Origin of the sequence: Rhizobium gallicum bv. gallicum R602sp, assembly GCF_000816845.1 — a bacterium.
In the GTDB taxonomy this organism is placed as follows: domain Bacteria; phylum Pseudomonadota; class Alphaproteobacteria; order Rhizobiales; family Rhizobiaceae; genus Rhizobium; species Rhizobium gallicum.
The window spans coordinates 438,365-454,625 of record NZ_CP006879.1 but is presented as its reverse complement, the minus strand read 5'-3'; the positions used below and the strand labels follow the sequence as shown (position 1 = coordinate 454,625).

13 protein-coding genes and 4 pseudogenes are annotated in these 16,261 nt (G+C 63.4%); 3 read left to right on the top strand and 14 right to left on the bottom strand.

All coding sequences use genetic code 11. The features are described from left to right. Nucleotides 1–34: 34 nt before the first annotated feature. The 9 genes and pseudogenes from RGR602_RS23100 to RGR602_RS23060 form a co-directional block, all read right to left on the bottom strand. Nucleotides 35–934, bottom strand: a complete 900-nt coding sequence (locus tag RGR602_RS23100; protein WP_040114381.1) for a terpene synthase family protein — start codon at nucleotides 932–934, stop codon at nucleotides 35–37. Beyond that, nucleotides 931–2,481 (bottom strand): hypothetical protein, encoded by a 1,551-nt coding sequence (locus RGR602_RS23095; protein WP_040114380.1) that lies wholly within the window; start codon nucleotides 2,479–2,481, stop codon nucleotides 931–933. Before RGR602_RS23095 ends, RGR602_RS23100 begins: the two co-directional genes overlap by 4 nt. Nucleotides 2,482–2,614: 133 nt before the next feature. Beyond that, the gene (locus RGR602_RS23090) at nucleotides 2,615–3,622 is read right to left on the bottom strand and encodes a polyprenyl synthetase family protein (RefSeq protein ID WP_203226216.1); all 1,008 of its coding nucleotides are present in this window, start codon (nucleotides 3,620–3,622) and stop codon (nucleotides 2,615–2,617) included. Between the two features lie 55 nt (nucleotides 3,623–3,677). Beyond that, entirely contained in the window at nucleotides 3,678–5,021 is a 1,344-nt protein-coding gene (locus RGR602_RS23085) for a cytochrome P450 (RefSeq protein ID WP_040114379.1), read from the bottom strand. After that, entirely contained in the window at nucleotides 5,021–5,866 is an 846-nt protein-coding gene (locus RGR602_RS23080; protein ID WP_040114378.1) for an SDR family oxidoreductase, read from the bottom strand. Before RGR602_RS23080 ends, RGR602_RS23085 begins: the two co-directional genes overlap by 1 nt. Continuing rightward, nucleotides 5,853–6,161 carry a ferredoxin gene (locus RGR602_RS23075; protein WP_040114377.1) on the bottom strand — a complete coding sequence of 103 codons (309 nt, stop codon included), beginning with the start codon at nucleotides 6,159–6,161 and terminating at the stop codon, nucleotides 5,853–5,855. Before RGR602_RS23075 ends, RGR602_RS23080 begins: the two co-directional genes overlap by 14 nt. Nucleotide 6,162: 1 nt before the next feature. Beyond that, complete coding sequence (locus RGR602_RS23070) at nucleotides 6,163–7,455, bottom strand: cytochrome P450 (RefSeq protein WP_040114376.1); 1,293 nt, start codon at nucleotides 7,453–7,455, stop codon at nucleotides 6,163–6,165. Nucleotides 7,456–7,550: 95 nt separating this feature from the next. Continuing rightward, nucleotides 7,551–8,753 carry a cytochrome P450 gene (locus RGR602_RS23065; RefSeq protein WP_040114375.1) on the bottom strand — a complete coding sequence of 401 codons (1,203 nt, stop codon included), beginning with the start codon at nucleotides 8,751–8,753 and terminating at the stop codon, nucleotides 7,551–7,553. A 16-nt stretch (nucleotides 8,754–8,769) separates the two neighbouring features. Continuing rightward, nucleotides 8,770–9,004: pseudogene (locus RGR602_RS23060) on the bottom strand (cytochrome P450); the annotation flags it as partial. Nucleotides 9,005–9,511: 507 nt separating this feature from the next. On the opposite strand from RGR602_RS23060, the pseudogene RGR602_RS23050 reads away from it, so the two are divergent. Together RGR602_RS23050 and RGR602_RS23045 are read left to right on the top strand one after the other, a co-directional pair. Then, nucleotides 9,512–10,183 (top strand): annotated as a pseudogene (locus RGR602_RS23050) (IS5 family transposase); the annotation flags it as partial. A 505-nt stretch (nucleotides 10,184–10,688) separates the two neighbouring features. Continuing rightward, entirely contained in the window at nucleotides 10,689–11,723 is a 1,035-nt protein-coding gene (locus RGR602_RS23045) for a cytochrome-c peroxidase (RefSeq protein WP_040114483.1), read from the top strand. Between the two features lie 89 nt (nucleotides 11,724–11,812). Here the strand turns inward: RGR602_RS23045 and RGR602_RS39485 are convergent. From RGR602_RS39485 to RGR602_RS37555, 5 genes and pseudogenes are all read right to left on the bottom strand, one after another. Further along, nucleotides 11,813–12,176: pseudogene (locus RGR602_RS39485) on the bottom strand (type II toxin-antitoxin system VapC family toxin); the annotation flags it as partial. Between the two features lie 3 nt (nucleotides 12,177–12,179). Continuing rightward, complete coding sequence (locus tag RGR602_RS23040; protein WP_040114374.1) at nucleotides 12,180–12,413, bottom strand: type II toxin-antitoxin system Phd/YefM family antitoxin; 234 nt, start codon at nucleotides 12,411–12,413, stop codon at nucleotides 12,180–12,182. A gap of 591 nt (nucleotides 12,414–13,004) precedes the next feature. Then, a complete protein-coding gene (locus RGR602_RS39295; protein WP_267285106.1) occupies nucleotides 13,005–13,139 on the bottom strand; it encodes a hypothetical protein in 135 nt (44 codons plus the stop codon). A 370-nt stretch (nucleotides 13,140–13,509) separates the two neighbouring features. Next, nucleotides 13,510–14,835, bottom strand: a complete 1,326-nt coding sequence (locus RGR602_RS23035) for a dicarboxylate/amino acid:cation symporter (protein WP_040114373.1) — start codon at nucleotides 14,833–14,835, stop codon at nucleotides 13,510–13,512. Between the two features lie 229 nt (nucleotides 14,836–15,064). Beyond that, nucleotides 15,065–15,214, bottom strand: a pseudogene (locus tag RGR602_RS37555) (ISNCY family transposase); the annotation flags it as partial. Nucleotides 15,215–15,726: 512 nt separating this feature from the next. Here RGR602_RS37555 and RGR602_RS37550 point away from each other — a divergent pair. Further along, on the top strand, nucleotides 15,727–15,882 hold the full coding sequence (locus RGR602_RS37550; protein ID WP_166677530.1) for a hypothetical protein: 156 nt from the start codon (nucleotides 15,727–15,729) through the stop codon (nucleotides 15,880–15,882). Nucleotides 15,883–16,261 lie beyond the last annotated feature (379 nt).

Below are 16,261 nucleotides of genomic sequence, written 5' to 3'. Positions count from 1 at the left end.
CGGCAGCGCGCGCACGCCGCCGCCTCCCGCGCGTTTAGGCCGGCCGCTGGCCTTCCCCCGCAGCGTCGCTGCGGTAGCGGCTGGTCGAGGTCCGGTAGTACTGCGCGCGGATGGCCGCCATGGCGTCGACCAACGGTCCCCACGGCGCGGGAAAGCGTTCTTCCGCCATCACCCGGTGCAGCATGCGCGTATGGCCGGCCAGCTCGTCGTTGAGGAACTCCTCCACAGGCATAGCCGGATAGCGCTGCAGCAGCAGGATCGCCGCGTTGTCGGCTTCGCCGGCCGACCTGTCCTTGTCGCGTCCATGCAGATCGTTCTGAAGGCGCCCTATCGCGGAGATGAGCCGCAGGACCTGGCGAAACGCCGGACTCGCGCGCAAGGTCGCCATGTCCAGGCCCCACAGCAACGACAGGCAACAGAACACGTTCGCGTAGGCGATCGAATCGATGCCGTTGTGCAGGTACTCGGCGTAGGACCAGCGTTCCGCCCCTGCCGCCTGCGCGTGTCCGGCGCGCAGCGCCGCGCAGTAGCACCGGGTATCGTCGAGAAGCTGAGCATAGTCGCGACGATCGTAGGCGAGCGCAGCCAGCGAAGCGCGCAGCACAGCGCAGCCCTCGAATCCGGGGAGCGCGCACGGCACGCCCTGCCCGAGCGCCTGCTCCACCGCAGCGAGCTGCTCCGGCGCGATCAGGCCAAGGTCGTTGCAATCGTCGAGCCAGAACAGCAGCGCAAGTTCGCGATAGAACGCCACGATCAGCGTTTCGTCCTGCGGATCGCGGCCGGTGCGGGCGCTGGTGTCGCGCAGGCTCGGGTGGATGCGCTGCAGGATGTACTGGCCGCCCCTGACCGCTTCCACGGCATGCTCGTCGGCGAACCCGGTCAGGGAACGCCCCCACTCGAGCACCTGCTGCAGCGCGTGTTCGGTCTGGATCACGGCGCCGCTCCTGCTCCCTCGGCCAGGACGCGCCGCTCCCAACGAAGCGCCAGCCACAACCCGGCGAGTTCGGCCACGCGCACGACCCGGGTGGGGCAATACAGTTCCTTGCCGATCCACAGCGGCGTCTGCGGCAATGCATGCGCCGGATGGCGGGCGAGCATCCACTCCAGCGCACGCGCCACCGCCTGCGCGATGCGCGCGCGCCCTGTCGGCTCTTCGCTCCCGTCCATCACGTGCAACGCGAACAGCGCATAGGCGGTTTCCTCAAATGTGGACGCACGACCGGCGCCCCAGCCGCCGTCGTCGCGTTGCGCCTGCAGCAGCGCCGCCAGCGCGCGCTCGTCGCGCCACTGGGGCTTGCCTTGCGCCAGCGCAACGACCGCATGCGCGGTGGGATACAGCCACGAAACGTGCCATTTTTCGTTGTCCCATAGACCGTGCGGGTTGCGATTGGCCTCGACGTAGGCGCTGGTGCCGGCGGCGGGCTTTCCCAACAGTCGCAACGCATGCAGGGCATGGATGTTGGTCGACACCGAGGCATTGCGCTCGCCGGGGAAGGTGACGAACAGCCCGCCGATTTCGAACTGGCGCAACGCATCGACTGCCGGGTCGCGGCCTGCAAGGCGCAGGACGCACAACGCAACGGCGGTGTCGTCCGCATCGGCCGCGAAATGCAAGGCCGGGCCCAGACCGTGCACGCCCAGGCGGGCGTCGAGCTGCGCGACGATCACGCGCACCGCCTCGGCCAGCGCGGGATGCGCGAACAGCCCGGCCAGATGCAGGGTGTACAGTGACCAGCATGGCTCGAACACATTGATCGGCCACACGTTGGGAACGACACCTTCGATGCCGCTGCGCGTCGCCCGCGATGCCGCCTGCAGATACGCGTCGGCGCGCCCGACCTGCGGCGTGCTCCCCTGTGTCACGGCGTGTGCACGCCACGCGGCGGTGGCCGCCGGGCTGATGCCGATGCTGCCGTCGTCATCCGGGCATGCGGTGGTCGGCGACGTCCCCCAGGCTTCCCAGGAGTGCAGCAACGGATGGCCGCTCGGCAACGTCGCCACCGCCCCCAGCTTGACCAGGCGCGCTTGCCGCAATGGCAACAGCGCCGGGTGGCGCGGAAACGCCACGCCGCCCAGCAAGGATGCGGCCTCGCCGCAAAACTGCGGCAGGATCAGCTCCGCGCCGATCGGCGCGTTTTCCGGCACCGCATGCGCGTAGGGATCGGGCTGGCGCTGGAGGAACCGGGTTGCAGCCTGGACTGCGTCGGCAGCGCCGGGAAGAGGATCGGCACGCTGCAATGCCAGCAACGCCGCCCACGTGGGGGCATGGCGGAACAGCGGGAAGTCCGCGCTTCCCCATCCGCCATCGGCCTGTTGCTGCGCGATGAGCCACGCGTATGCGTCCTGCCGACCGGTGACGTTGCCGTGGAACTGCAGAGCTCGCGCAGTGTCGTAGACGGACGGACCGACGCTGCCGCCATCGCTCATCTCGCTCAGCAGGTGGCGCAATTCGGAAAGGGTCTGTTCGGACAGCGCGTTCACGCGGGATGTTCCTTCTGCAGACGGTTGACGAGAACCAGGATCGGTCGCCGCAGACTCGGACACAGTGCAGCATGCACCGCTGCCGCCGGCCGATCGCAGCGGCACAAGGGCTACTCCATGCGGACGGGCGCGCTCATGCGCATGGCGCGTGCTTGAATAGATACGCGTTTGCCCGCTGCAGGATCTGCGCCAACCGTTCGGCACGCGGGCCCAACGGGACGATGGCCTCCCCGGCGTCGCGCAACAGATCCCGCACGAACTGGCACGCTGCCTGCAGCCCCATGATCGACGCGCAGGTCGGCTTCTGCGCCGCCGCGTCCTTGCCGGGGGTCTTACCCAGCGTCGCGTTATCCGCTGTCGCGTCGAGAATGTCGTCGACCACCTGCAACGCCAGGCCGAAACAGGCGCTGTAGCGATCGAGCGCACAGTACAGCGCAGCGTGCGCGGCATCCTCCGCAATGGCGCATAGCGCGCCCATGCGAACGGACGCGCGCACTAGCGCTCCGGTCTTCATCCGGTGCATCGCCACGATCCTGTCCAGCTCGACGTGCTTTCCAACCAGCGACAGATCCATGGCCTGCCCGCCTGCGGCACCCTCGGCGGACACCGCCTGCGCCAGTTCGCGCACGAGCGCGATACGGGTGTCGCCCCGGGCATCCAGGCTCGCCAGGGTCAGGAAGGCGTGGGCCTGCAACGCATCGCCGACCAGGATTGCAGTGGCTTCGCCGAACTTGACGTGCACGGTCGGAAGGCCGCGGCGAAGCACGTCGTTGTCCATCGCGGGCAGGTCGTCGTGGACCAGGGTACAGGCGTGCATCATCTCGATGGCGGCCCCGACGTCGTGAAGCATGTGCGCCGGCGTATCGGCAAGTGCGCCGGCAGCCATACAGACCAAGGCACGCGTGCGCTTCCCGCCATGCAAGGTGGCGTAGCGCATAGCCGCCATCAGCTCGGTTTCACCGTCGTCTCCGGCGCAAAGAAGACGCGCCAGCGCCTGTTCTACCCGCTTTGCGCCATCCTGCATCCAGATATCCGGCAGCAGCTTCCCGGATGCGCCGCCCGCCTGCGCGCCCGATCCGCCAAGCGGGGAAGCGCCAGTTTGGTCGTCGTGTAGCGTGGAAACAGTCTGCATGTTGTTCATGTCCTTGTACGTGACAGGAGACGGCCGCGGCGAGCGGCGAGTATGTGATGCCAGCTCATGAGAATCCGATGCGGACTTTCATGGAGGGCTGTGCTGTCGGGTAATAGCGCCGGCCTTTTTCGGCGTCGCTCAGCAACCGCGGCCGCACCCCGGCCTTGTGCATGGTCAACGCCAAGGCGATGCTGAACTGCACCAATTCCAGCCATACTAGGTGGTAGCCGATGCAGACGTGTGGGCCGCTGCCGAACTGCAGCATGTCCACCGGCCCGATCGGCCCCGTGCGTTGCAGCCACCGCGCCAGGCGGAACTGATCAGGCGCTTCGTGCAGCAGCGCCGAGGTCGAGAAATGCAGCAGCGGGATGCCCAGACTGGTGCCCGCGGGAATGCGCCGCTGGCCGAGTTGTAATTCCTGCGTCGCGCGACGCGGTACGAGCGAGGACGCCGGATGCATGCGCAGCGTCTCGCGGAACAGCGCCTCGGCGACCGGACACTGCGCCAGGTCCGCGTGCCGGGTCGGCACCGCGCCCACGCGTTGCGCCTCCTCGACAAGGGCGTCCCACAGCTCAGGCTGCCGGGCCAGTTCGATCACGATCCAGGCCATAGTCGAGGCGGTGGTCTCATGACCGGCAAGCAGCAGCAAGCGGACGTTGGCCACCAGGACGTCATCGGAGAGCGCGTCTTCGCTGCGATCGAAGGCGCTCACCATGTCGTTGATCAACCCGGTGCGCGCGGAATGCGCGCGCGCGTCGCGGATGAACTGTCGCGACTGAGCGTCGATCCAGTCGCGGGCGGCGCGGCCGCGCCGCAAGGGCGTTCCGGGTAGGTCGACCGGGGGCGCGACGATCAACTGCAGCAGTTGCCGGTACTTGCGATGCCACTCCGGCAGGTCTTGGGCGGGGATGCCCATGAGATAAAAGGTGAGCTTGAGCATCAGGTCGCCGGTTTCGCGCAGGATAGTTATTTCACCGCGGTCGCGCCACGCCTGCACCCGAGCCCGGATGACGGGCGCGAACAGCTCGCCAATGCCGGCCTCGGTCAACCCCCTCGGCAGGAACGCCGCCTTTATCCCATCACGCGCCTGCCGGTGCGCGCTACCGTTCAAAGTGACCAACGTTCCGCCAAGGATTTCGGGCGCGATCTCTGCGATCAGTGTCGAGGACACGTCCTTGTGCCGGAGCAACGCGAGCGCATCCGGATCCAGGCATGTCATCAGTTGTCCGGCAGGGCCGAAGTCCAGCCAGAAGTGGCTGCCCAGCGTCCGTTCCGCGCGCCGCAGCAGGCGCGGCATGTCAGTAACGATGGCGGGAAGATGCCCGACCATGGGGAAGGCGCCGGGCATGACCGGGATGTCGTGCCGCAGCCGGTGCCGACGGTTCAGCGGGTTGAGCAGCATGTCCATTACCTCCCTGGCGCCGAGGCCGCGTCGGCGGTGTCACTGGCCGGCCGCGCGGCGCGGCTGTTGCCACCATCGGCGTATGTCGGCACATGCGTCAGCATGCCGCCGTCGATGCACACGACTTGGCCGGTGATGAACGCAGCATCGTCGGAGAGCAGGAAAGCCACCAGCGCGGCCACGTCCTCGGGGCGGCCGACGTGCGCCAGGAGCTGGTGCCGGCGCAGATGCCGTTGCATGCACTCGTCCAGCTTGGCGAGGAGACGTTCGGTCATGATAAGACCCGGCGCAACCGCGTTGCAGCGGATCTGCGCGTGACCGTACTGGGTGGCGAGCGAGGCCGACAGCATGTTCATCGCCGCCTTCGACGCGGCGTAGGAGGTCAGAGCGGTGTCACCGCTGAGCCCCTGGCACGACGACATGTTGACGATCGCGCCACCGCCACGGGCGATCATTCGCGGGATAGCCTGCCGGCAACAGAGCAGCGTGCCGCGCAGATTAGTCGCCATCGTCTCATCCCAAACCGCCAGGTCCAGGTCGAGGATTGCGCGGTCGCGCGGGGTTAGATGCATGGCGCTCGCGTTGTTCACCAGCAGGTCGACCCCGCCGAAGTGCCGCTCCGCCGTCTCGAACAGCGCTGCCACCGCCTGCGCATCGGCGATGTCCATGGCCAGGGTCAGCGCGTGGCCAGCTTCGGCCGCGATCTGCGCCGTGCAGGCGGTGGCCGCTGAGGCGTCGATGTCGGCCACCGCCACTCTGCCGCCCTCGCGCGCGATGGCGAGGGCGCATGCCTTGCCGATGCCGGCGCCAGCGCCGGTCACCACGGCCACCTTTCCCTCAAACCGTCCCATCGTGTCCTCCCGGATTATGGTGGTCTTTCGCGGCATGCCGCCCGACCTCTGCCGGAGAGGGCGCTGGGTCGACAATGGCTGGCTCGCCATAGCCAGCGTCGCTTTCGATGACCCGAATGGCGGCAACCGGGCACTGACTGGCCGCGAGCCGCACGGCGGCGTGCAGCGCCTCGGGGACCGTCGCCAGGCATACTTCGGCCACGCCGTCCGGTTCGCGCTGGCGAAAGGTGCCGGGCAGGGTCAGCACGCACTGCCAGGTGGTTCCGCATAAATCCTGGTCTATCACGACGCGCATCTCAGGCCTCTCCAAGCGCATTGAGCCGCACGGGCAGGGCGCGGAACGTCCTAAGGAACGCGGATGGCTCCCGGGTCGGCTTCTCGGCCAGTACGAGCGTGGGGAAGCGCGCCTCGATCCGCGGCAGGCTCTCAGCCAGCTGCACCCGGGCCAGTTGCGCGCCGAGACAGAAGTGGATGCCGTGGCCGAAGCTCAGCATGATCTTCCCGTCGGTCGACATGCCAGGACTGGTGCCGTAGAACCGTGCGGGATCGAAGCGGTCGGGATCGGCGAAGGCGTCCGGGTCGCGATTGCCGGCCGCGATCAGCACGCGCACGTCCGCATCCTTCGGGATCACCACGCCGCACAGTTCGATGTCGCGCTGCGCGATCCGCGGAATGGAGCTGAACATGGCGGGCGCGTCGCAGCGCAGGACTTCTTCGACGAATGCCTCGATTCCCATGGCGTCCCCCTGCAGCCAGTGCCGCTGTTCGGGATACGCCAGCATCGCCAGGACGGCATGGTCGATGGTCGCAGCAGTGGTAGTGAAGCCGCCCAGCAGCATGCCCCATAGCATGCTGATCAACTCCGCATCCGACAGCATGTCGGCGTCGTCGCCGTGTGCGCCGACGAGCATCGACACGATGTCCTGGCGGGGATCGGTGCGCTTGCGCTGTATGAGGTCGCCGAAGTAGGCCTTAACTTTGGCGCTGGCTGCGTCAGCCGCGGCGAGCTGGGAATCGCTGGCGTGAGGGCTCAGGCCTTCCAGGATGGCGCCGATGATGGCGGCGAGCCCGAACATGTCCTCCTGGGGCATGCCGAACAGTTCGGCAAAGACCAGCATTGGCAAGGCAAGCGCGAATTCGCGATGCAGGTCCACCGCCTCCCCGCGCTCCAGCGCGGGCGCGATGCCGTCCAGGCGCGCTGCGACGATGCGCGCGATGCTCGGCCGCAGGTTGTCGATCTCGCGCATGGTGAAATCACGGGAGATCAGCCGGCGCAGACGCGTATGCGTTGGAGGTTCCTTCATCGCTAAAGTGGATGCCAGCAAACTGAGCGACAAGCTGGTCGCCGCACGCGGGAAATAGCGCGCCAATTCGCCCGGCGCTGGTCCCCGAAACGCATCGCCCGTGGCCGTGAACGCCCAGTAGATGTCGGCGTGGCGGCTCAACAGAAAGAGGCCCGACGTCGCGCGATGCACCGGATCGTGCTCGCGCAACCACCGCATGAACGGATACGGGTCGTGGATGCACGCTGGCGACGCCAGTTCGGCGAAGGCGTCCCGGCATACTGCCGTTGTTTCTTTCACGTCCATCTTGGTTACCTGTTTGGTTGGCTGATCTGACCGGCGCGAGCGAGGCCGCCGGCCAAATTGCGGACAAGATCCCGACCCCCCCGGGCGTCCACGCATCACCAGAGCACCGGCATCTCTTCGAAGCCGCCAGTGATGATCTCCTTGCGCAACTTCAGTTCTTCGGGCGCCACTGCGAGGCGCAGCCCGGGAAAGCGCTGGAAGATCGAACCGAACACCGCCTTGAGTTCCAGCCTAGCCAGCGCCACGCCGATGCAGTTGTGCGGCCCGTAGGAGAACGCCAGGTGCGGCTTTCCGTCGCGTCCGATGTCGAAGATTTCCGGGTCGTCGAAATGGCGCGGATCGAACGACGTCGCCGGCAGGCCGACAAGCACCTTGCTCTCCGCGGGAATATGCACGCCCGCGATGGTCACGTCGGTCCTCGGATAGCGCATGATGCCGTCCCAGCCCGCGCCCGGCGGGTACATGCGCAGGATTTCCTCCACCGCCTTGTCCACCAGGGATGGATCGCCGACCAGGCGTTCGCGCTGTTGCGGATGGCGGAACATGGCCAGCAGGCCGAATTCGATCTGCGCGACGGTGCTCTCGTGCCCCGCCACCAGCATGCCCGCCGCGAGGCCGATCGCCTCTTCCTCGGTCGCTTCGCCCTGGTCGACCGCCGCGAGCAGATCCGTCAGCAGGTTGGCGCCCGGATCCTGGCGCTTGTCCCGCATCTTGCCGCGGATGTAGGCGCGCAGTTCTTCCCAGGCCAGGCGCGACGCACTGCGCGGGCCGCTTTCATGCTGGTGCGTCATCACCTCGTCGGACAGCCCGGCGAAAAAGGCGTGATCCTCGTAGAGCACGCCCATCAGCGCGCTGATGACCATGGCCGGAAGCGGAAAGGAGAGGTGGCGCCGCAGGTCGGCGGGCTGAGGCTGGGCCGCCAGCGTCTCGAACAACTGCGCGGCGATCGCCTCGACCTGCTGCGCGAGCAGTTCCACCCTGCGGTTGCTGAAGGCCGGCGCCACGATCGTGCGTAACCGGGCATGCTCCTCCCCCTCGTGCGAGACCAGCCACCCCGGCGAACCGAGAATCACCGAATCCGGGGTGAATGCCGCCGGCGGCATTCCCGCGGGCCGGAACGCCGCGTCGGACAGCACCGCCTTGGCCTCGTCGTAGCCTGTCACCCACCAGCCTTCGTGCCCGGACGGGAAGCGCACGCGGTGGATCGGACCGTTGGCGAGTAGCGCCAACATCTCGGGGGAGGGCTCGATGTGATCGACGCGCCACATCGGCAGGGTCGGCAAGGGTTGTTCGGACATGGTGACACTTCACTCTCTAAGCGATGGAAGGGCGGAAGGTGACCGGCAGGCGCTGTGGGCAGCGAATGACGTAAGACGGCATGTAGACGACGTCCTCCGCTGCGATGGTCAGGGCCAGATCCTCCAGCCGCACGAACGGCGCCGGGAATGCGGATCGCAATTCGAGGCGCGCCAGCGCCCAGACAGAAATGCGGCCCCTGGCCGAACGACAGGTGCGGGTTGTGCAGCGGGGTGACATCGAACCTGTCGGCATCGCCATAGATCGACTGACCGTAGGGATCGGTGAAGGAGATTCGACCGTACCCGCCACTGACGTGTCCGCCAATATAGCCTCCGGACCAGTCCCACACCGCCGGTGGCAGTTTCACTCCTGGCTCAAGGTCTGCCGCTTTGGTTGCACCGCTCGCGACAAGCGCAATAATTGTGGCTCCCAAAAGAAGAACTCTAGATCGCATCCAACACTTCCTTGCATTTTCTCGGTCCACAACCGAGCGCCAAGTCATTTCCACAGCAAACGGTCGGAACGGACCAGACGCGAACAGCGACGCGCGCCGTGTCCGTCCGGAAGACCATCGCACTGCGATTGGTGACGATGCCGTGAACAGAGCAAATCGCGTGCCGAAGTGAATTCGCAGGCTCAGCAGACACTTCGCAGCGGCGCGTAGTGTCAGGTTTCTGGCATTGAGTCTCAATGCCGACAAACGGCGCAGCAAGTGCCCGACAAAGGCCTGCTCTCGCGCTGAATGTGCGGGGCAGCAGATGATCGGCGGGTGTTGAATGCATCCTCTGGCGGTTCTGGACGGGCTCACCCTGGGCGGAAATCCCGGAGCGCTACGGTCCGCCGACCACCTGCTACAACGCTTCGTCCACTGGCGGAAGGCCGGTGTCTGGGACCGACTTCTTGAAGCGGTTTCCGAGGCTTACGATGGCGATATCGTCATGATCGACTCGACCTGTGTCCGCGTTCACCAGCACGCGGCCACGGGAAAATGAGGGGATGGAGACGATGGCGGCATGGGACGTCCCCCGGCGGGCTTACGAGCAAAATCCACGCGCTCGGCGACGCCGAAGGTCGCCCCGTCAGCCTCCGTCTGAGCGGCGGGCAAGTCGCCGACTGCACCGAGGCCGGCGCGTTGATGGACGAGCTCGGCGAAGGAGACATCCTGCTGGCCGACTAGGGCTACGACAGCAACGCGATCCGGGCCAAGGCGGCCGAGCGCAAGGCTTGGGCCAACATCCCGCCGAAGAGCAACAGGAAGGGGTCGTTCATCTTCTCGCGCTGGGTCTATCGGCAGCGTAACCTCGTGGAACGGTTCTTCAACAGGATCAAGCAGTTCCGGGGTGTCGCACCCCGAAACGACAAGCGCCCTGAAAACTATCTCGCAGCCGTAAAGCTCGTCGCCACGAAAATCTGGTGTCACAGCTTATGAGTCGACGGCGTAGCTAGCATTGTCCGAGATACGACAACGTTGGACATGCAAGACAGCGGGTTCGATCGGTTACGCTGTATCAAAAGAGTTTTGCCTTTGGCACGCATATTGCGTGGAGCCATTTGCAGATGCGCAATAGAGGGACGATAATTCTGCGGAGAATGTCGAAATGTCGGAAAAGTGCTTTCCGCTGGGGCCTGCATCCGATCCTTCTACTGTAGGACGTTTCAGATGCGGAAGAGTTAAGAGGCCGTACAGGAATAGTCGGGCCGAGCTGCACAGGAGCTCTTTACCGCGGTTAGCCGTGGAGGACGTCCGGTCGGCCGCGAGACGACTTCGGACCGCCGCTCAAGGAAAGGAAAGAATGACGGCCCGCAGGGAAGTGGGCGGGCCGACTTCTCCATCGGCTTGGGCGGCTGGTGGGGCCCGAGGACTTGAGCACATCCTTGTGATTGAAGATCTCGATGTGCGCGGTATTCGGCCCGTCAAACTCCTGTTCACAACGATGGCTGCCGCCTTGATGGCAACCACCGCTTTTGCTGCGGATCCGTTCCCCGCAGACCTCAGAGAAACGGCACTGGCTACCTTCAAGGCTTTGCCATCCACCACGCGGGCACTCGCCAACAACCCGATCACATCGGAGAAGATCGTCCTCGGCAAGGCACTGTTCTTCGATCCACGCGTCTCGGCGTCAGGCGTTTTTTCGTGCAACTCATGCCACAACCTGGCCACCGGGGGCGACGACAATCTTGAAACCTCGATCGGCCATGGTTGGCAGAAGGGACCGCGCAACGCGCCGACGGTACTGAACGCTGTCTTCAACATCGCGCAGTTCTGGGACGGTCGCGCCGAAGACCTGAAGGCTCAGGCCAAGGGACCGGTCCAAGCCGGTGTCGAAATGGCCAATACACCGGGTCAAGTCATTGCCACGCTCAGATCGATGCCGCAATATGTCGAATGGTTCAGTGCGGCTTTCGCGGGTGAAGCCGATCCGGTCACCTTCGACAACTTCGCCAAGGCAATCGAAGCCTTTGAGGCGACATTGGTCACGCCAGCCCCCTTCGATGCGTTCCTCAACGGTGATGACGCCGCCATGACTTCCGAACAGAAACAGGGCCTGACGCTTTTCATGGACAAAGGCTGCTCGTCCTGTCATTCCGGCATCAACGTTGGCGGGGAGGGCTATTACCCCTTCGGTCTTGTTAAAAGGCCCAGCACCGACGTTCTGCCGGAAAAAGACAAGGGCCGCTTTGCGGTCACCAATACATTCGACGATTTCTTTGTTTTCCGCGCGGCGCCGCTGCGCAACGTAGCACTCACCGCGCCATATTTTCATTCGGGCAAGGTTTGGGATCTGAAAAAGGCCATCGCCATCATGGGGACCGTCCAGCTCGGCGAAGAATTGAAGGAAGAAGAAGTCGAGCTGATCGTTGCCTTCCTTAACTCGCTGACTGGAAAGGTACCGGATGTCGCCTATCCCGTCTTGCCTGCCGAAACGACGGCAACACCTCGACCTGTGTCGCAGATATTAGGGAAATAAATGCTCGAGCTGGCTACGGAAGGTATCGGCGGATCATAACAAATGGACCTCGACTGCCCAGCGCTGACCCCAACTGGGATTGAAGTCCACCACAAACGTTTGACGGCGCGGAGCTTGTCAAACACCTCGTCCGCTGAAATTAACGGCGTCCCAAAATCCAACGCACTCGCTGCCAACAGACGGTCGAACGGGTCGCGATGCCCCCACGCAAGAGTCGGCCCTTTCAAACAAATCTCCGGCGCCCAGTGCGGCTACTCTGCCGCCTTGTTCTACCAGCAAGCTCGGCAAATGGTTGACGAATGGCTCCATCTCCGCCACTTGCCGATACGAACCTTCTGCCCGATCTCGAAGAAGCTGATCGGACTGACGAAAACGCTGTCGGCGTCCGTAATAGGCGGTTGCTTTGGCAGATAAACGCGAATCGCCGGTCAGCGTCCATGTCGAGCAATACAGCCGTCACGCTGCGCCTTCCCAAAGCGCCAATTCATCCTCACTCATAGGCTCGAAGAAATCTGGTCCATCTCCTGTGACCTTGCCTTTCAGTAGCCCGATGGTGAACCTGTTTTGCGCGATGGCAACGATCCGGGCAACAGGAGCCTTACCGTTGACGATGACAACTTCTTCGCCAGCCTTCGCCGCCTCAATAAGTGTGGACAGGTTCGTCTTGGCGTTATGAATTGTAACCTGCATGGAAACCTCGATTAGCTAAGTTAGCTATACTTACTGCTTCCATCTAAAATCCAGCCTCACTGGTGTAGCCGGGCAGAAGTGTACGCATGGCTCATCGCTGTCGTATTACAGTTTGCATTATTCGGGCTCTCTCCAGGTCACCTGGGACCGGTCCTAGCTTATGAAGACACGAACCGTTGGCAATAACGATTTGGCAATCTGGGTTACCGCGGGGGCCAGTACGCAGCAGCTTACGATAGGAATCTAAGCCTGCCGATCTCATACCACCGGCCAGTAGTTGAGACCAGGTCCTGAGAGCCTTCGATTTCCATGAGGCGGAGGTGATCGTTATGGTTGGCGGCGCGGTAAGGGAAGGCCGTGCGGGAGCTGAATCTCACGTTGGGCTGGTCCCCGGAGGTTCAGCTTTTCCAAGAGCGCTAAAACATCGGCTTGGATATTGAGGCATAAGCCAACATATCCGAGTATCAGTTCTCCCTCCGGAGCCGTTCCCAATTGGCGATTTCGTTCGCCGCAATAGCCCACGACAGTACCCTCCGCGCCGCGCTCTCGCAGGGTGCTCGCAAATGCTGTCCGACCGCACTCGCAACCCGCCTATGTGAGTTCTTCAGCGTTATGCTTGATCGCGATCCTGTTCGGGAACGACGCCGCAATTTGATCGATGGCCGTGACCACATCGATGAGCGGAATCCGGCAAAATTGGATCGCAGTCCGGCCTTCGGTGAGCATACGGTTCCTCGTAGGGCGGGGCGGTCAGTAGGTCACTGTTGGTAGGTCCTGCCGGGTCTCGATCGAGAAAGCTTCAAGAGTCATGGCAGCTACGCGAAGAGGCGCTCGTGGAAGATCTATCGGTGCGTTATCAACGGTGTAAATGAGAGTGAAGTACGAACCAGGTCGAACGGCATCGTGTCGCGGACCCGACAAATCGACAGTGGTCGCGGCGACGAGCGTCTTCTTAGAAAAGCGGGCAGGTGCAGGCGCTTGAACGGCATTTGGCAGCCAAGAAGCCCTCGCTGGTGGATAAACAAAAAAAGAGCGCGATCTGGGAAACCAGACCGCGCCAATCCGCACTGGTGTGCGGCAGTTGCCCTGGGAGGCATTATTCGGCTGGCTGGGCGAACGTCGCTTTGGTCTCAATCGGCGCTTCGCCTGCAAGCGCGGCGCAAAGTTGCGCCTGGTGGAGCTCGCCTTCCCACTTCGCCACGACCAGCGTCGCGACCGCATTACCGACAATATTGGTAATTGCGCGGCATTCGGACATGAAGCGGTCGATGCCGAGGATCAGCGCCATGCCGGCGACCGGCACGGACGGAACGACGGAGAGCGTCGCAGCGAGCGTGATGAAGCCTGCGCCGGTGATGCCGGCAGCACCCTTTGAACTCAGCATGGCGACGAGCAAGAGCAGGATCTGATTCCCGTAGGAAAGCGGCGTGTCGGTCGCCTGGGCGATGAAGAGCGCCGCCAGCGTCATATAGATGTTGGTGCCGTCGAGGTTGAAGGAATAGCCGGTCGGAATGACGAGGCCGACGACCGAACGCTTGCAGCCAGCCTTCTCCATCTTGTTCATGAGGCCCGGCAGTGCGGCTTCCGAGGACGAAGTGCCGAGAACGAGGAGCAGCTCCTCCTTGATGTAGCGGATGAGCGCCACGATCGAGAAGCCGTTGTAGCGCGCCACGGCGCCGAGTACGACGAAGATGAACAGGAACGAGGTGAGATAGAAGGTGCCGATCAGCATGGCGAGGTTGGCGATCGAGGCGACGCCGTATTTGCCGATGGTGAAGGCCATGGCGCCGAAGGCACCGATCGGAGCAGCCTTCATCAGGATCGCCACCAGCCGGAAGATCGGCAGCGTCAGCGCCTGCAGGAAATCGACAACCGGCTCGGCCTTCTTGCCGACGATGGCGAGCGAGATGCCGAAGAGCACCGAGATGAACAGCACCTGCAGGATGTCGCCCTCGGCAAAGGCGCCGATCAGCGTCGTCGGAATGACGTTCATCAGGAAGCCAGCGATCGACTGCTCATGCGCCTTTTCCGCATAGGTGCTGATTGTCTTGGCATCGAGTGAGGCCGGGTCGATATGCATCCCCGCACCCGGCTGGACGACATTGGCGACGATGAGGCCGATGACGAGCGCGAGGCTGGAGAAGGTCAGGAAGTAGATCATCGCCTTGCCGGCGACGCGGCCGACCTTGGCGAGATCGGTCATGCCGGCAATGCCGGTCGCGACCGTCAGGAAGATGACCGGCGCGATGATCATCTTGACGAGCTTGATGAAGGCGTCGCCGAGCGGCTTCAGCTGAGTGCCGAGCTCAGGATAGAAATGTCCGAGCAGGATACCCGCGGCGATCGCCGCCAGGACCTGGACATAGAGATGGCGGTAAAAGGGTGTCTTGCCGCAGACCTCCGCAGAATGTTCGATGATCATGATATCCTCCACGTGGGGCGCCCAGTCTGGCAACGCGCCGGGCCTCCCAGGCCGCCGTCCGAAGATCGACAGCCGCTGCTGCCTTGTAGAGATATCAAGCAATCAATGTGCCAACTGACCACGGTTCGCACAGCGGGTTGTAATAGCTGCGCTTTTCCTTCGAACGCTGGTGGCGTGCAACGCAAATCTGTCCGGATCCGCACAGATCGACTGTCGCTATACTGTCATGTTCAAACAACCTCCGGCCATGGACGGCCTTCTGAAGCAGCTCGCCAAAGGCCTCACGGCGCAACCGCAACTGATAAGACGTGCGCCGCTGCTTGCGCGATAGCCATAGGCCGGCGTCCGACATCCACTTGTAAAGCGTCTCGCGCGAAACCGTTCCAGCCGCCGGCGTTGGCGTGGGGGTGATGGCCCCAGATCGCATCCGTTCAAGGTCGGAGGAGATCGAAACTCATAGTAGATGAGGATCGCTTCGGCTTCGGACGGGCGGTCGACGACCAAGCGCCCCTTCAAATCGGTTACCTATGAGGCTATCTGCCATTACTGGTTGAAGGAAATCAACGCATCGAAGACGTCAGCCGGAAGCGACCAGTGGGATTTTGGCTGACTGGGCCGTTGCGCCGGTCGCATTCCAAGTCATCATCATCGCAAATCGAAGGCGATTTCTGTGTCAGGATTCATGCCGCTGAACAAATCGATCCTGCTCGGAGAATTTTCTTCCGAATGTACAAGGGCCATCGGTATAGCGGCTGAGGACAGCGCACTAAGCGATGCAATCGCTCGGATAGTTGAATGGCTTCAAAACGATGAGCTCGAAATTTCCGGAGTTTATGACCAACGGCTGAACGAGATGCCTTGCGATATCGGACCTACCTGAAACTGAAAGAATTGAAGGAAGAAGAAGGCGACCTGATCGTTGCCTTCCTTAACTCGCTGACCGGAAAGGTACCGGAGGTCGCCTATCCCGTCTTGCCTGCCGAAACGGCGGCAACACCTCAAAATAAACCGCCCGAGGTGGCTACGGAAGCTCGCAATCAACATTGATTGCGATCTTCACTGGAGACGAGATATCGCGAGCTCACCCAAAACGTTTTGCTGATCGGCGCGGGCGTTACCTACCGTTCTAGTCCGATGGAGTTTTCTGGAGCCTGGTCGAGGAGGTGCAATCCCCAAGTAAGAACTGCTTATTTCGAAGCTGCGGCCGCGGCTCGGTTTACCCCCTAGCAGATGAGAGGGCGCGCAGTCGCTATCGCGACGATACGTAGGCCTGGCGCGCGTCAGCGCTTGGGCAACACTCGGGTGGGTGACCTGAGCAATCGACAAGAAGCGCTCAACTTGATGAAGTCGAGGAAGCCGCTGTTCTTCATCTCTGTCATTCGGCGGCCTCACGACTTTGAGCGCGTGGTGAAAAAAGCATCCCGCC